Source organism: Methylobacterium sp. Leaf104 (genome assembly GCF_001422885.1).
GTDB lineage: Bacteria > Pseudomonadota > Alphaproteobacteria > Rhizobiales > Beijerinckiaceae > Methylobacterium.
Window position 1 is genome coordinate 195,596 of the sequence record NZ_LMMZ01000038.1, and the last position, 14,772, is coordinate 210,367.

At 70.6% G+C, this 14,772-nt stretch carries 15 protein-coding genes; 11 read left to right on the forward strand and 4 right to left on the reverse strand.

What is annotated here, in order from left to right:
- Window positions 1–10 precede the first annotated feature (10 nt).
- From panB to ASF49_RS19330, 4 genes are all read right to left on the reverse strand, one after another.
- Window positions 11–835 carry a 3-methyl-2-oxobutanoate hydroxymethyltransferase gene (gene panB, locus ASF49_RS19315; protein ID WP_056476855.1) on the reverse strand — a complete coding sequence of 275 codons (825 nt, stop codon included), beginning with the start codon at window positions 833–835 and terminating at the stop codon, window positions 11–13.
- Window positions 836–1,298: 463 nt separating this feature from the next.
- Window positions 1,299–1,886, reverse strand: coding sequence for a rhodanese-like domain-containing protein (locus ASF49_RS19320; protein WP_056476858.1), 588 nt, complete (start codon window positions 1,884–1,886; stop codon window positions 1,299–1,301).
- 13 nt (window positions 1,887–1,899) lie between these two features.
- Window positions 1,900–2,751 carry a quinoprotein dehydrogenase-associated SoxYZ-like carrier gene (locus ASF49_RS19325; RefSeq protein ID WP_056476862.1) on the reverse strand — a complete coding sequence of 284 codons (852 nt, stop codon included), beginning with the start codon at window positions 2,749–2,751 and terminating at the stop codon, window positions 1,900–1,902.
- Window positions 2,752–2,835: 84 nt separating this feature from the next.
- A complete protein-coding gene (locus ASF49_RS19330; protein WP_056476865.1) occupies window positions 2,836–3,804 on the reverse strand; it encodes a quinoprotein relay system zinc metallohydrolase 2 in 969 nt (322 codons plus the stop codon).
- A 151-nt stretch (window positions 3,805–3,955) separates the two neighbouring features.
- On the opposite strand from ASF49_RS19330, the gene ASF49_RS19335 reads away from it, so the two are divergent.
- The 11 genes from ASF49_RS19335 (at window position 3,956) to ftsA (ending at window position 14,744) form a co-directional block, all read left to right on the forward strand.
- Window positions 3,956–4,552: a TetR/AcrR family transcriptional regulator gene (locus ASF49_RS19335; RefSeq protein ID WP_056476868.1), complete on the forward strand. Its 597-nt coding sequence runs from the start codon at window positions 3,956–3,958 to the stop codon at window positions 4,550–4,552.
- Window positions 4,553–4,595: 43 nt separating this feature from the next.
- On the forward strand, window positions 4,596–5,579 hold the full coding sequence (locus ASF49_RS19340) for a CobW family GTP-binding protein (RefSeq protein ID WP_056476871.1): 984 nt from the start codon (window positions 4,596–4,598) through the stop codon (window positions 5,577–5,579).
- 123 nt (window positions 5,580–5,702) lie between these two features.
- Window positions 5,703–5,945 carry a hypothetical protein gene (locus ASF49_RS19345; RefSeq protein ID WP_056476874.1) on the forward strand — a complete coding sequence of 81 codons (243 nt, stop codon included), beginning with the start codon at window positions 5,703–5,705 and terminating at the stop codon, window positions 5,943–5,945.
- 176 nt (window positions 5,946–6,121) lie between these two features.
- On the forward strand, window positions 6,122–7,288 hold the full coding sequence (locus ASF49_RS19350) for an FtsW/RodA/SpoVE family cell cycle protein (RefSeq protein ID WP_056476877.1): 1,167 nt from the start codon (window positions 6,122–6,124) through the stop codon (window positions 7,286–7,288).
- On the forward strand, window positions 7,285–8,394 hold the full coding sequence (gene murG, locus ASF49_RS19355; protein WP_056476880.1) for an undecaprenyldiphospho-muramoylpentapeptide beta-N-acetylglucosaminyltransferase: 1,110 nt from the start codon (window positions 7,285–7,287) through the stop codon (window positions 8,392–8,394). Before ASF49_RS19350 ends, murG begins: the two co-directional genes overlap by 4 nt.
- A 71-nt stretch (window positions 8,395–8,465) precedes the next feature.
- Window positions 8,466–9,881 carry a UDP-N-acetylmuramate--L-alanine ligase gene (murC, locus tag ASF49_RS19360; RefSeq protein ID WP_056476883.1) on the forward strand — a complete coding sequence of 472 codons (1,416 nt, stop codon included), beginning with the start codon at window positions 8,466–8,468 and terminating at the stop codon, window positions 9,879–9,881.
- Window positions 9,882–9,979: 98 nt separating this feature from the next.
- A complete protein-coding gene (locus ASF49_RS24885; RefSeq protein ID WP_082511417.1) occupies window positions 9,980–10,255 on the forward strand; it encodes a DUF559 domain-containing protein in 276 nt (91 codons plus the stop codon).
- Entirely contained in the window at window positions 10,252–11,190 is a 939-nt protein-coding gene (gene murB / locus ASF49_RS19365; protein WP_056476886.1) for a UDP-N-acetylmuramate dehydrogenase, read from the forward strand. The genes ASF49_RS24885 and murB overlap by 4 nt, the downstream gene beginning before the upstream one ends.
- Window positions 11,191–11,493: 303 nt before the next feature.
- Window positions 11,494–12,417: a D-alanine--D-alanine ligase gene (locus ASF49_RS19370; RefSeq protein WP_056476889.1), complete on the forward strand. Its 924-nt coding sequence runs from the start codon at window positions 11,494–11,496 to the stop codon at window positions 12,415–12,417.
- Entirely contained in the window at window positions 12,384–13,355 is a 972-nt protein-coding gene (locus ASF49_RS19375) for a cell division protein FtsQ/DivIB (protein ID WP_056476892.1), read from the forward strand. Before ASF49_RS19370 ends, ASF49_RS19375 begins: the two co-directional genes overlap by 34 nt.
- A gap of 66 nt (window positions 13,356–13,421) precedes the next feature.
- On the forward strand, window positions 13,422–14,744 hold the full coding sequence (gene ftsA / locus ASF49_RS19380; RefSeq protein ID WP_056215981.1) for a cell division protein FtsA: 1,323 nt from the start codon (window positions 13,422–13,424) through the stop codon (window positions 14,742–14,744).
- Window positions 14,745–14,772 lie beyond the last annotated feature (28 nt).

Here is a 14,772-nt window from a genome sequence, read left to right on the forward strand (position 1 = left end):
AGGGGCCGCTTCAGAGCGGCTGGTACGTGTGCTCCTCGGCCGGGAAGGTGCCGGAGCGGACCTCCTCGGCATAGTCCTTCACCGCGGCCTCGATCTGGCCGCGCAGGGTACCGAAGCGCTTCACGAATTTCGGCACGCGGTCGCTCAGGCCCAGCATGTCCTCGAGGACGAGGATCTGGCCGTCGCAGGCCATGGTGGCGCCGATGCCGATGGTGGGTGTGGTGATGTCGGGGGAGGTGGCGATGGCCCGGGCCACCGGCTCGACGATGCCCTCCATCACGATGGCGAAGGCGCCGGCGTCGTTGATGGCGCGGGCATCCGCCATCAGGCGGCGCTCGCCGTCGGCCTCGCGGCCCTGCACCTTGAAGCCCCCCATGGTGTTCACCGACTGGGGGGTCAGGCCGATATGGCCCATCACCGGCACGCCGCGCTCGACCAGGAAGGCCACGGTCTCGGCGAAGCGCGCGCCGCCCTCCATCTTGATCGCCCCGGCCCCCGTCTCCTTGAGCACGCGGGCGGCATTGAGGAAGGCCTGCTGCGGGCTCGCCTCGTAGGAGCCGAACGGCATGTCCACCACGACGAGGGCGCGCGCGGTGCCCCGGATCACCGCCTGGGCCTGGACGATCATCATCTCCAGGGTGACGGGCAGGGTCGATTCCATGCCGTGCATCAGCATGCCGAGGGAATCGCCCACGAGGATGAAGTCGCAGTAGGGATCGAGGATGCCGGCGGTGTGGGCGTGGTAGGCGGTCAGCGCGATGATCTTGCGCCCCTCGGCCTTGCGCTTGGCCAGGTCGATCGCGCGGATGCGGCGGGACTGAACGGCTTGCGACATCGGACTCCACCCGGCTGGTGCGGACCGCCGGAACGCGGCGGGCCGTCTGCTGGTGGCGTCTCTATACACGGCCTCGCACGGGAGCGCGCGCGCCGAAAGTGACGGTCCCACGGCATTGTCGCCGGACCTCACGCCGCAACGTCTCGATCGATTTAGTGGTATACCAGATGACGTTCAGCCAAGCGCAGCAACGTTCGGCAAAGGAGGCCGCGCCGCAAGTCTTGCCCGGGGGCCTCGATAACAGCGATGGCGTCGCTGCTCCGTGCTCTCTCCGGGCGTTTCCTCCCTAGACTTTCGGGCGCCTGTGGGTGCCTTTATTCCGCCACAACAGGACCGCTGTCAACTGCGGTCGTGCCAGCATTCCTGCAGAAGCGTGCCGATAATTTAAGCGTGGCCGCGTGGGCCGGAAACATCGTGCCGCGTCAAGGGGTTCGCTCCTGCCCGTATCGATCGGGCCGCCGCCTCAGCGTTGCGCTCCGACCCCGGTGCCCGCGCTCCAGGCGGCGTCCTCGGGGATCACCGTGGTGGGGTGGCGCTCCTGCCAGCCCTCGATGCCCTCGGGGAACCAGTGCACGCGGGTATAGCCCTGGAGCACCAGCCGCTTGGCCGCGTTCCAGCTGCCCCAGCACTCGGGGTGGCAGAAGGCCACGACGGCCCGGCCCTTATCGCTCCCGGTCAGCTCCGCGACGCGCTTGAGGAACAGGGCCTCGCGGGCGGGATCGAGCGGCGCGGCGCCGGCATTGGCCATCCAGACCGCGCCGGGCACCGATCGGTGGGCCGGCAGCCAGGGCCGGTCGTCGGGAAACCCCGCCGGGCGCCGGTCGGCCAGGGAGACGTCCAGAAGCACCGGCCTGTCGCGGGCGATGAGGGCATCGAGCGCGTCGATGTCGATGACGTTCGCGCCGGCCAGGGTCGCGGGGGTGTAGCCCCGCTGCGGCCCGGTCCAGATACCGTCCGGCTCCGGCACGTTGACGGGGGAATCCGCCGGGCTCGCTGCCGCGAGGAGGAGGGCGGTCCCGGCGACCGCGAGCCGGAGGAGCCGGTGCCTCATCGCCCCGACCCGTTCAGTTCGTGGCGCTCGGCGCGGTGAAGCTGTGCTCCCAGCGGCCGTTCTGGTTGTCGGTGGCCACCACCCTGATCGGGCCCTGGCCCGCCGGCTGCAAGCCGAAATTGATCACCGGATTCGAGGCGATCGAGATGTCGCCGTCGAGGGTCAGCACGGCCTGGTCCCCGCGGGTGATCGCGACCTTGTTGATGTAGCGGGCCGGGGTGTAGTCGCGGGTGATCTGGTTCATCTGCATGCCGCTGAAGTTCGGATGGCGGATCATCAGGGTCGCCTCCACCGGGCGCCCGGGCTGCGCCTCCGCGAATCTCAGCTTCATGTCGCCCATGCCCTTCATCGCCTCCTCGTCGCTCATGCCCATCGGGGCCGAGCAGCCGCCTGAGGCCTTCACGAACTTCGTCGTCTCGAAGAGCTGTCCGTCCTTGGTCTCCACCACCGCGTGGATGTTGGTGTAGTTGTTCACCCGCACCCGCAGCTTGATCTCGCCGGCATCCGCCCCCGGGCCGAAGGTGATGTGGGCGGCATAGGGCGAGGGGTTGTCGTCGATGACGAGGTGGACAGCGGCGATCCGGTCCTTCTCCGGCATGGTCAGGGTGATCGGCACCAGGGCCGCATCCATCGCCCGCACCGGGGCGTCGACCTTCACGAGACTGTCGGTCGGCGCGATCCGGCGATCCCCGAAGATCGACTTCTGGATCTCCTTCCAGCGCGCGAGGCGCTCGGCTTCGTCGTCGCTCGCACCGGCGGCGTGGACCGCGCTCGGCCGCAGCGCGGTGCCGGCGCTGGCCAGGGGCAGGGCGAGGGTCAGCGCCGCGAGGACGGAGCGGACGAGGACGGGTCTGGCTGGGCGCATCACGGCGTTTCTCCCGGTGAACGATCGGCGTCGAATCTTTGCATCATCATGTGGCGCGGGCGATGCCGGGCTCAAGTTGCCGGCTCACTCCCATTCCAGTTCCTTGAAGGCCTGGGTGACGTTGCGGCCGTTATAGGTGTCGAAGAGGACCCACTTGTCGCGCTCGGCCTGGCCGACGCTCTGGACCGCCTTCTCGATCGGAACGTCCGCCGCGATGGCCTTGCGGGTCTCGTCGCGCAGGGTCGTCAGGTAGCGTGTGAGGTCGTCCAGGGCGGGCGCGACGTCGACCAGCCTCGGCCCGTGGCCCGGGACCGCCTTGGTCGCCCCCATCGCGCGCAGGCGATCCACCTCCTTGAGCCAGCCCACGAGGCTGCCGTCGAGGGAAGGGATGCGGGTCACGAACAGGAGGTCGGCGGGAAACAGGATGCCGCTGGCCGAGTCGCGCATGGAGAGGTCGCAGCTCGTATGCGCGGCCCCGTGGGCGGTGAAGCGCAGGACGCGCCCGCCGAGGTCGGCCTCGGCGCCCTCCGCCACTTCCAGGGTGGGATAGACCACGCTGCCGGCCCGGTCGGCGCCCAGGATCTCGGCGAGGCGGCCACGATAATAGTCGCCGCGCGCGTCGAGGGCGGCGCGCAGGGCGTGGTGCCCGACATAGACCGGCTTGTCCTCGGCGAAGGCCGCCGCCCCGAAGCAATGGTCGGGGTGGACGTGGGTCAGCACCACGTGGCTGATCGGCTTGTCGGTGCGCTTCCGGATCTCCGAGCGCAGCCAGGCCCCGTCGGCGAGGCTGCCGCCCGATTCGGTGACGAGCACGGACCGCTCGCCGACGATGAATCCGACATTGGCGATGGCGTCGTCGTTCTCCGGGGTCGCCTCGGCGTCGGGACCCCGTCGGATGAAGATGCCGGGGCCGACCTCCTGCAGGTCGAAGCCCTCGGCCGAGCGCCCCAGGGTCGGCAGGCAGCACAGGCACAGGCCGCCGAACAGGGCGCCGCGCCGCGTGGTGCTCCCGCGTGACGTGCTCCAGCGCGATCCGCCGGCGTCAGCCCGCATGGTCGTCCTCCGTTTTCTTGTTCTACCAAGTAGTAGGTAGATTTCTGTCCGCGTCAACGGCATAAGCCGGGATGCCGTCCGCCGGGTGATCACGGGCTCGCGCGCGGACACGGTTGAACCGACGCGGTCGGACGACGGAGATGACGGGACGATGAGGGACACCCGCGCCGAGCTGCTGCTGCAGGCCGAGACCCTGGTGCGCCGCAGGGGTTATGCCGGTTTCAGCTACGCGGACCTCGCCGGGACGGTCGGGATCCGCAAGGCGAGCATCCACCACCACTTTCCCACCAAATCCGACCTCGCCCTCGCCCTCGTGGCGGCCTACGACGCCCGCTACGACGCGGCGCTGGCCGAGATCCGCGCCGGCGAGCCGGACGCGATCGGGCGGATCGCCGCCTACGGTGCGCTCTATCTCGGCGGGGTCGAGGCGGGCCTGGGCTGCCTCTGCGCCGCCCTGGCCATCGAGGGTGACGCCCTGCCGGATTCGCTCCGCTCCGACATCGCCCGCTTCTTCGAGAAGCACATTCGATGGCTCGAGGGCGTGCTCGCCGAAGGCGTCGCCGCAGGGTGCGTGCGCGCCTCGGCCGAGCCCGCAGCCACGGCCCGCATGGTGATCGCCGCCCTCGAAGGGGCCCTCCTCATGGAGCGCCTGCTGGCGGGGCCAGCGGGTTTTCGCGGCACGCTCACGGCGCTCTGCGACGGGCTGCGGCCCGCCGGGGTTTCATCCCGCGGGGCTGATACAATATAACAGGCTGCAGCGACGCCTCCCGCGCCACCGACGAAGAGCCTCCATGTCCGATAGCCCGAACACCGCCTCCTCGAAGATCCCCGTCACGGTGCTGACCGGCTACCTGGGCGCCGGTAAGACGACGCTCCTGAACCGCATCCTCACCGAGAACCACGGCAAGCGCTACGCGGTGATCGTCAACGAGTTCGGCGAGATCGGCATCGACAACGACCTCATCATCGGCGCCGACGAGGAGGTGTTCGAGATGAACAACGGCTGCGTCTGCTGCACGGTGCGCGGGGACCTGATCCGCATCATGGACGGCCTGGTGAAGCGGCGCGGCAAGTTCGACGCGATCATCGTCGAGACCACGGGCCTCGCCGATCCCGCCCCCGTCGCCCAGACCTTCTTCATCGACGAGGATGTGGGCGCGGCCGCCCGCCTCGACGCGGTGGTGACGGTGGCCGACGCCAAGTGGCTCTCGGACCGCCTCAAGGATGCGCCGGAGGCCAAGAACCAGATCGCCTTCGCGGACGTGATCCTGCTCAATAAATCCGACCTCGTGGAGGAGGCCGACCTCGCCCGGGTCGAGGGCCAGATCCGCGCGATCAACCCCTACGCCAAGGTCCATCGCACCGAGCGCTGCGCCGTGCCCCTCGAGGCGGTGCTGGAGCGCAACGCCTTCGACCTCGGCCGCATCCTCGACATCGAGCCCGACTTCCTCGAGGAGGGCCACCACCATCACCACGACGACGACATGCAGTCGGTCTCGGCCAGCATCGACGGGCCGGTGGACCCGGAGAAGTTCATGCCCTGGATCTCGACCCTGACTCAGGTCCAGGGCCCCGATATCCTGCGCTGCAAGGGTATCGTCGCCTTCCCGAACGAGCCGCAGCGCTTCGTCTTCCAGGGCGTGCACCAGATCCTCGACGGCGATCTCCAGGGGCCCTGGAAGGACGACGAGCCCCGTGTCTCGCGGGTGGTCTTCATCGGCCGCAAGCTCGATCCGGCGGAGATCCGCGCCGGCTTCGAGGCTTGCCGGGCCTGACCGGGACAGGGCATCCGCGCCGGCGCTGAACCGATCGCGGAGTGGGGCATTGTCCGTGCGGCCGCCGCGCTCCCGCCGCGGGGCGCGGCGATGCCGGATGCGTCCCCCGATCGGAACCCCGCCATGACCCTGCGCCGAACCCGACTGCGTCTTGCCGGCCTGACCGGCATCCTCTGCGCCGCGCCCCTGCTCCTCGCTTCGGGTGCGATCGCCGGACCGGCGCAGTCCTACCAATTCCAGCAACGCGGCGCCGCACGGGCCTGTCCGCCGCCGCTCAAGTTCGCGGCCGGCGCCTGCGTCCGGCAATGTCCCGCGGGCTACCGCGACACCGGCCGCACCTGCCGCTTCAAGTCCATGCGCCGCTAGGGTGGAGCGGGGCCGGACCTGCCGCCATCGGGCGCGCCCGCTCCCGCCCAAACGCCGTTCCCGCAACACTTGGTTTACCATTCCGGCAGAGGATTGTGTCCGTGCCGGCGTGACGCTGCCGGTCGCGTTCGGCTGCCCGGTCCGGGCGCCGTGAGGTCCCGGAGAGCGCTGATCCCATGATGTCCCGCGCCGAACGCACGCCCCTGACGGACTGGTGGTGGACCGTCGACCGCGGCCTGCTCGCCGGGCTGGGGGCGCTCATGGTGGCGGGCCTCGTCTTCCTCATGGGCGGCGGGCCGCCGGTGGCCGAGAAGATCGGCCTGCCGACCTTCCACTTCCTCAACCGGCAGGCCCTCTACCTCGCGCCCACGATCCTCATCATCGTCGGCGTGTCCTTCCTGTCCCTGCGCCACATCCGGCGCGTCGCGCTCTTCACCTGGATGATGGGCGTCGCGCTCTGCATCCTGGCGAGCAAGTTCGGGCCGGAGATCAAGGGCGCCCATCGCTGGATCCAGTTCGGCGCCATCGGCATCCAGCCCTCGGAATTCGTGAAGCCCGCCTTCGTGGTGGTGGCGGCCTGGGCCTTCTCGGAAGGCGCACAGCGCCGCGACATGCCGGGCGGCCTGCTGGCGATCCTGCTCCTGCCGGTCACCATCGTGCCCCTCGTGCTGCAGCCCGATTTCGGCCAGACCATGCTCATCACCATCGTGTGGTGCGCGCTCTTCTTCGTGGCCGGCCTGCACTGGTTCTGGGTCGCGGGCCTCGGCGCCGGCGGCCTGATCGGCGTCGCCGCCGCCTACCGCTTCCTGCACCACGTCCGCGAGCGCATCGACCGCTTCCTCGACAGCGATTCCGGCGACAACTTCCAGGGCTACTGGGCGCGGCAATCCTTCAATTCCGGCGGCTGGTTCGGCACCGGCCCGGGGGAGGGCGTCGCCAAGCGCCACCTGCCCGACGCCCATACCGACTTCATCTTCTCGGTGACGGGCGAGGAGTTCGGCACCATCGTCTGCCTCGGGCTCGTGCTGCTGTTCGCCTACATCGTCATGCGTGGCCTCAAGCTGGCCCGCCGCACCGACGACACGTTCTCGCGTCTGGCGATCACCGGCCTGACCACCCTGTTCGGCCTTCAGGCCTGCATCAACATGGCGGTGAACGTCCGGCTGATGCCCGCCAAGGGCATGACGCTGCCCTTCGTCTCCTACGGCGGCTCCTCGCTGATCTCGCTGGCGCTGGGCATGGGTTTCCTCGTGGCCTTGACCCGCAAGCGCCCCCGGACCACCACCCTGAGCCAGAAGCCGCCGGGCACCGCGCCGGCGACCATCGCCGGAGTGATGCGTTGACCGTTGCGACCGCCACGATCCTGCTCTGCGCCGGTGGCACGGGCGGGCACCTGTTTCCCGCCGAGAGCCTGGCGCATGCCCTGCGCGCCCGCGGCGTGCGGGTCGTGCTGGCCACCGATGCCCGGGTGGATTCCATCGCCGCCGGCTTCCCGGCCTCCGAGATCGTCACCATCGCGTCGGCGACGCCGTCCGGCCGTTCCCTGATCAAGCGCGGCACCGCCCTCCTCACCCTGGGGCGCGGCTTCGGCGTCGCCGCGCGGCAGATCAAGCGCATCAACCCGGCCGCCATCGTGGGTTTCGGCGGCTACCCCACCGTGCCGCCGATGCTGGCCGGGCAGATCCTGCGCGTGCCGACCGTCCTGCACGAGCAGAACGCCGTGATGGGTCGGGCCAACGCCTTCCTGGCCCGGGGGGCGCGGGCGATCGCCACCGGCTTCCGGGAGGTCCGCGGCGTGCCGGTCAAGGCCCTCGCGCCCCGGACCCACACCGGCAACCCCCTGCGCCCGGCGGTGCTCGAGGCCGCGAAGGTCGCCTACCCGCCGGCCGTGGCCGGCGATCCCCTGCACCTCCTCGTCTTCGGCGGCAGCCAGGGCGCCCGGGTGATGGGCGAGGTCGTGCCCACGGCCCTCGCCAACCTGCCCGCCGACCTGCGCGCCCGCCTCCGCCTGGTGCAGCAGGTGCGGGCCGAGGACCTGACCCAGGTCCAGAACATCTATCTCGGCCTGGGGCTCGCCGGCTTCGAGGCCGCGCCCTTCTTCAAGGACCTGCCGGCCCACATGGCGGCGGCCCACCTCGTCATCGGGCGATCGGGCGCCTCGACGGTCTCGGAGCTCGCCGCCATCGGCCGGCCCGCCATCCTGGTGCCGCTGCCCGGTGCCCTCGACCAGGACCAGGCCGCCAACGCCGCGACGCTCGCCGCCATCGGCGCCGCCCAGGCGATCCCGCAATCCGCCTTCACCCCGGACCGCCTCACGGCGGAGCTCGTGGATCTCTTCACCAATCCCGAAAAATTGACCGCGGCGGCCTCAGCCGCCAAAAGCGCTGGAATTCACGACGCCGCCGAGCGGCTGGCCGACATCGTCATCGCGACGGCGGCGAACCCTTGAGCCCTTCCGCCCGGTAGATCCCGTCGGCGCCGATCCGTCCGCGTCCGACGCCCCTGAGACTGGTCCTTCCCATGAAGCTGCCCGACAAGCTCGGTCCCATCCACTTCATCGGCATCGGTGGCATCGGCATGTCCGGCATCGCCGAGGTGATGCACAACCTCGGCTATACCGTGCAGGGGTCGGACGCCAACGACAACGCCAATGTCCGGCGCCTGGCCGAGAAGGGCATGCGAACCTTCATCGGCCACGAGGCCGGCAACGTCGAGGAGGCCGCCCTCGTGGTGGTCTCCACCGCGATCCGGCGCGACAACCCGGAACTGGTCGCCGCCCGCGAGCGCCGCCTGCCGGTGGTGCGCCGGGCCGAAATGCTGGCCGAGCTGATGCGCTTCAAGTCCTGCGTCGCCATCGCGGGCACGCACGGCAAGACCACGACGACCTCCCTCGTCGCCACCCTGCTCGATGCCGGCAATCTCGACCCCACCGTGATCAACGGCGGCATCATCAACGCCTACGGCACCAACGCCCGCATGGGCGAGGGCGAGTGGATGGTGGTGGAGGCCGACGAATCCGACGGCACCTTCCTCAAGCTGCCGGCGGACGTGGCCATCGTCACCAACATCGACCCGGAGCACCTCGACCATTTCGGCTCGTTCGACGCGGTCAAGGACGCCTTCCGACGCTTCATCGACAACATCCCGTTCTACGGCTTCGCCGTGATGTGCATCGACCACCCGATCGTGCAGGACCTCGTCGGCCATATCGAGGACCGCCGCATCATCACCTACGGCGAGAACCCGCAGGCGGATGTCCGCCTCATCGACGTGGACCTGCGCGGCGGCCAGAGCCGCTTCCGCGTGATGATCCGCGACCGGCGCCCGGGCTTCCGCCTGGAGATGGAGGATCTCGTCCTGCCGATGCCGGGCAAGCACAACGCCCTGAACGCCACCGCGGCGCTGGCCGTCGCGCACGAGCTCGGCGTCGAGCCCGAGGCGATCCGCAAGGCGCTGGCGGGCTTCGGCGGCGTCAAGCGCCGCTTCACCAAGACGGGTGAGTGGAACGGCGCGCTGATCTTCGACGATTACGGACACCATCCGGTGGAGATCAAGGCGGTGCTGAAGGCCGCCCGCGCCTCCACCGAGAGCAACGTCATCGCCATCGTCCAGCCGCACCGCTACACGCGCCTCGCTTCGCTGTTCGACGATTTCTGCACCTGCTTCAACGATGCCGACACGGTCATCGTCGCCCCCGTCTACGCGGCGGGCGAGGCCCCGATCGAGGGCATGGACCGCGACGGCCTCGTTTCGGGCCTGAAGTCGCGCGGCCATCGCGACGCCATCGCGCTGCAGCGTTCCGAGGATCTGGCCGGCATCGTCGCCGGCCGCGCCAAGCCCGGCGACTACGTGGTCTGCCTCGGCGCCGGCAACATCACGCAATGGGCCTACGCCCTGCCGGGCGAACTCGCCGCGCTGGACGGCGTGAAGGCGTGAGCCGCCGGTTGCGCGCCGCTTCGACGACGCGCGCATCCGCCGGACCCCGTGGGCCCATGAAACCGAGGCCGAGCATCGCGTCCGGTCGCACCTGAGGGATCGGCCCCTCTAGCCCCGACTTCGCCGGTCGCGCGGCGTGGCTTACCGTCGAGGCGGATGGCAGGCGGCATGCCGGAAACGGGCGCGATCGGGCGGGTGAGCTCCGGCTCACCGCGCGGAGCGGCCACGTCCTGCGCTTTTGGAACACCGACATCATGCAACAGATTGCGTGCGTCACCCCGACGCCCCTTCATCCCCGCTCCGCGCGCCTCGCTCCCGACGAGGGGGGCGAGGCCCACTTCCCGCAAGCGGGGAAAGGAGACGTGCGCTCATGACCGCCTTCCCGGACATCACGCCCGACATCCGCGCCCGGGCGCCGCGCTTGCGCGGGCGCCTCATCGCCAACCAGCCCCTGTCGGATCTGACCTGGTTCCGGGTCGGCGGCCCCGCCCAGGTGCTGTTCACCCCGGCCGATGCGGAGGATCTCGGCCTCCTGCTCGCGGCCCTCGACCCCGAGATGCCCGTCACCGTGATCGGCCTCGGCTCGAACCTCATCGTGCGCGACGGCGGCGTGCCGGGCGTCGTGGTGCGCCTCGGCGGCCGGGCCTTCGGAACGGTGGAGATCGACGGCGAGACCCTGCGGGTCGGCACGGCGGTGCCGGACATGCGCCTCGCCAAGGCGGCGGCCGAGGCCGGGCTCGACGGGCTCGCGTTCTTCCGCGGCATTCCCGGTTCGGTCGGCGGGGCGCTGCGCATGAATGCCGGCGCCCATGGCGGCGAGACCACCGACGTGCTGGTGGAGGCCCACGGCGTCGAGCGCGGGGGCCAAGCAGGTCGCTTCAGCCATGCGGAGATGGGCTTCACCTACCGGCACAGCGGCGTCCCCGACGACGTGATCTTCACGCATGCGGTGTTCCGCGGGCGGCCCGGCGAGCGGGCGGCCATCGAGGCCGAGATGGAGCGGGTCACGGCGGCGCGCGAGGCGGCCCAGCCGATCCGCGAGCGCACTGGCGGTTCCACCTTCAAGAACCCGCCCGGGGCCAAGGCCTGGCAGCTCGTCGACGCGGCCGGCTGCCGCGGCCTGAGGATCGGGGGCGCGCAGGTCTCGGAGATGCACTGCAACTTCCTGATCAACCGCGACAATGCCACCGCCGCCGACATCGAGGGGCTCGGCGAGGAGGTCCGACGGCGCGTGCGCGACACCTCCGGTATCGAGCTCCACTGGGAGATCAAGCGCATCGGTCTCGATCCCGCCGCCGCGAATCTGTAGGTCTTCCGTGGCGGCCTCGCGATCCCCCACCGGAACCGGGATCGCGAGGCCGCCGGTGACGAGCCCGTGCGCTCTTCGAATGGGGGACCACATGGTCACGGATGCCGATACGGACGAAACGGCGTTGTCCGAGAGTGAGCCCCCCTTCGCAGCCTTCACCGAATGGGGTGGGCTGGCCGATGATGAGGGCTCTGCCGAGCTCTAAGGTGCCCACCACCCCCTGATCCACGGACCGGGCCAGACCGCTCCGCGACGACATCGACCGCTTCTCCCACGACCGACGCTACACCTGACGGAGTCCCCATGTCCAAGCACGTCGCCGTCCTGATGGGCGGGTGGTCCTCCGAGCGGCCAGTCTCGCTGAATTCGGGGCATGCCTGCGCGGACGCCCTCGAAGGGCAGGGCTTCCGCGTCACCCGGGTCGATGTCCAGCCGGACATCGCGACGGTGCTGACCGGCCTGCGGCCCGACGTGGCGTTCAACGCCCTGCACGGGCCGGCGGGCGAGGACGGCACGATCCAGGGCCTGCTGGAACTCCTGCGCATCCCCTACACCCATTCCGGCGTGCTGGCCTCGGCGCTGGCGATGCACAAGGAGCGTGCCAAAGTGGTCATGCGGGCGGCCGGCGTCAGCGTCCCGGAGGGCCGCGTCGTTAACCGTCATGAGGCCGCCAAGTCACACGTGCTGACGCCCCCCTACGTGCTGAAGCCGGTGGCCGAGGGCTCCTCCATGGGAGTCATCATCGTGCGCGACGGACGCTCCCATCCGCCCCAGGAAGTGGGTCGGGAGGATTGGGGCTACGGCGATGAAATCCTTGCGGAAACCTACGTGGCCGGACGCGAGCTGACCTGCGCCGTGATGGGCGACAAGGCCCTCGGGGTGATCGAGATCAAGCCGGCTTCCGGGGAGTGGTACGACTTCGATGCGAAGTACGCCGAGGGGGGGTCGATCCACGTCCTCCCGGCAGAAATTAAACCAAATCTTTACCAGCGTGTCCAAGAGTTGTCGTTAACGGCGCATCAAGCACTCGGGTGCCGGGGCATCAGCCGTGCGGACCTTCGCTACGACGACACACCGGGGGGAACCGGTGCCCTCGTCGTGCTGGAGGTCAACACGCAACCCGGCATGACGAAGACGAGCTTGGTCCCGGAGATGGCAGCCCATGCGGGCTATAGTTTCGGTGAGCTCGTCCAATGGATGGTGGAGGACGCAACGTTGGGCCGGTAGGGGCCGAAGGTCCGCTGAGCGGCCACGGCCTGCTTGGCCCGGCCGCCGGCACGATCGCCTCCGTCCGCGCGGCGCTCACCGTCCGCCTGCGCCGCTTCACGCCCCCCGGCCGCCGTTCCCGCCTCGCCCTTCCGATCGAGCGCCGCATCCCGCGCCACCTCGGCACGGCCGCCTTCTCGGTCTCCTTCGCGGCCCTGGCGCTCGCCGGCTTCGTCGGCAGCGGCGCCTACGACCGTTTCGTGGCCGAGCACGGCCGCCCCCTCGACATCATGGCGCGCCTCGCCGGCTTCGGCGTCGAGCGCGTCACCATCTCGGGCATCGCCCGGCTCTACGAGCGCGAGGTGCTCCAGGCCGCCGGCATCGACGGCCACTCCTCGGTGGTCTTCCTCGACGTGGCCGAGGCCCGCGAACGCCTGCTGGCGGTGCCTCTGATCGCCAGCGCCTCCGTGCGCAAGGTCTACCCGAACGAGATCGTCATCACCCAGGTCGAGCGTGAGCCCGCCGCCCTGTGGCAGCGCAACGGCGAGATCGCCGTGATCGCCGCCGACGGCACGGTGATCGACCAGATGCGGGACGACCGCTACGCCGCGCTTCCCCTCGTGGTCGGCGACGATGCCAACCTCAAGCTGAAGGACTATCTCGCCCTGATCGAGGCGGCCGGCACCCTGGCCGAGCGCGTCAAGGCCGGCACCTACGTCTCCGGCCGGCGCTGGACGCTCAAGCTCGACGGCGTCGACATCCGCCTGCCCGAGACGGGCGCCACCGAGGCCCTGGCCCGGCTGGTCAAGCTCGAGCGCGACAACCGGATCCTCGAGAAGGACATCATCGCGGTGGACCTGCGCATGCCCGACCGGGTGGTGGTGCGGCTCACCGAGGAGGCGGCCGCGGCCCGCGCCGAATCCCAGAAGAAGTCGAAGCCCAAGGGGACCAGCACATGAGCCGCGCGATCCGTTCGGCGCATCCCGCGTCCCGTCCCCGCCACACCCGTTCCGCCTGGTAGCCCGATGCACGACCCGCACGGCCTCACCCCACGCCTGAAGCCTCTCTCCGCCCGGCGCAGCACCACCCTCTCGGTGCTCGACATCGGAACGAGCAAGGTCGTCTGCCTCATCGCCGAGCTCCAGCCGGCCGAGGCCCTCACCACCCTGCGCGGGCGCACCCATTTCGCCCGCGTCATCGGCATCGGCCACCAGCGCTCGCAGGGGCTCAAAGGCGGCGTCATCGTCGACCTCGAGGCCGCCGAGGGCGCGATCCGGCAGGCGGTCCACGCCGCGGAGCGGATGGCGAAGGTCGAGGTGCAGTCGGTCATCGTCAACATGTCCGGCGGGCGCATCGGCTCGCAGCACTTCGAGGCCCGCGTCGGCACCCGCACCGGCACCGTCACGGGCTCCGACGTGGAACGCGTGCTGGAGACCGCCTCGGCCCACGGCGTCAGCCCCGGCCGGGCGGTGCTCCACGCCCTGCCCACGGGCTATGCCATCGACGGGCAGGGCACGGTCATCGATCCGTCGGGCATGATGGGCGACGCCCTCGGGGTCGACCTGCACGTGGTCACCGGCGAGGCGGCCGCCGCCCGCAACCTCATGCTCGCCGTCGAGCATTGCCACCTCGGCGTCGAGGCGGTGATCGCCACCCCCTACGCCGCCGGTCTCTCGGCCCTGGTGGACGACGAGGCCGAGATGGGCGTCGCCGTGGTCGACATGGGCGGCGGCACCACCAGCGTCGGCGTCTTCTCCGGCGGCCACCTCGTCCACGTGGACGCGGTGGCGGTCGGCGGCCACCACGTCACCATGGACATCGCGCGCGGCCTCTCCACCCGGGTCGCGGCGGCCGAGCGCCTGAAGACCCTCTACGGCTCGGCCATCGCCACCGCCTCCGACGAGCGCGACATGATCGCGGTCCACGGAGTCGGCGAGGACGAGGGCGACGCCCCCAACCACGTGCCGCGCTCGCAGCTCGTGCGGATCATCCGCCCGCGCGTCGAGGAGGTGGTGGAACTGGTGCGCGACCGCCTGCGCGCCGCCGGCTTCTCGGCCCAGGCCGGGCGCCGGGTGGTGCTGACGGGGGGCGCGAGCCAGCTCGTCGGTCTGCCGGAGGTCGCCCGCCGGGTGATGGAGGGCCAGGTCCGCATCGGCCGGCCCCTGGGCATCCGCGGTCTGCCCGAGGCCGCCAAGGGTCCCGCCTTCTCGGCGGCAGTGGGGCTCCTGGTCTACCCGCAGGTGGCGCATGCGGAGCATTTCGAGCCGCGGGGCCACGGGGCCTTCGCCGGCACGGGAACGGACGGCTACCTCTCGCGCGTCGGACGCTGGATCCGCGAGAGCTTCTGAGACGACCGGCGGCACGCCCGGAACCCCG

What these genes read in the sequence shown, in the direction of transcription:
- ASF49_RS19320 (WP_056476858.1), bottom strand. Translation starts at nt 1,886, where the DNA reads ATGAGGCACCGGCTCCTCCGGCTCGCGGTCGCCGGGACCGCCCTCCTC.
- ASF49_RS19340 (WP_056476871.1), top strand. Translation starts at nt 4,596, where the DNA reads ATGTCCGATAGCCCGAACACCGCCTCCTCGAAGATCCCCGTCACGGTG.
- ftsA (WP_056215981.1), top strand. Translation starts at nt 13,422, where the DNA reads ATGCACGACCCGCACGGCCTCACCCCACGCCTGAAGCCTCTCTCCGCC.
- murB (WP_056476886.1), top strand. Translation starts at nt 10,252, where the DNA reads ATGACCGCCTTCCCGGACATCACGCCCGACATCCGCGCCCGGGCGCCG.
- ASF49_RS19330 (WP_056476865.1), bottom strand. Translation starts at nt 3,804, where the DNA reads ATGCGGGCTGACGCCGGCGGATCGCGCTGGAGCACGTCACGCGGGAGC.
- ASF49_RS19350 (WP_056476877.1), top strand. Translation starts at nt 6,122, where the DNA reads ATGATGTCCCGCGCCGAACGCACGCCCCTGACGGACTGGTGGTGGACC.
- panB (WP_056476855.1), bottom strand. Translation starts at nt 835, where the DNA reads ATGTCGCAAGCCGTTCAGTCCCGCCGCATCCGCGCGATCGACCTGGCC.
- ASF49_RS19335 (WP_056476868.1), top strand. Translation starts at nt 3,956, where the DNA reads ATGAGGGACACCCGCGCCGAGCTGCTGCTGCAGGCCGAGACCCTGGTG.
- ASF49_RS19325 (WP_056476862.1), bottom strand. Translation starts at nt 2,751, where the DNA reads ATGCGCCCAGCCAGACCCGTCCTCGTCCGCTCCGTCCTCGCGGCGCTG.
- ASF49_RS19370 (WP_056476889.1), top strand. Translation starts at nt 11,494, where the DNA reads ATGTCCAAGCACGTCGCCGTCCTGATGGGCGGGTGGTCCTCCGAGCGG.
- ASF49_RS19375 (WP_056476892.1), top strand. Translation starts at nt 12,384, where the DNA reads ATGGATGGTGGAGGACGCAACGTTGGGCCGGTAGGGGCCGAAGGTCCG.
- murC (WP_056476883.1), top strand. Translation starts at nt 8,466, where the DNA reads ATGAAGCTGCCCGACAAGCTCGGTCCCATCCACTTCATCGGCATCGGT.
- ASF49_RS19345 (WP_056476874.1), top strand. Translation starts at nt 5,703, where the DNA reads ATGACCCTGCGCCGAACCCGACTGCGTCTTGCCGGCCTGACCGGCATC.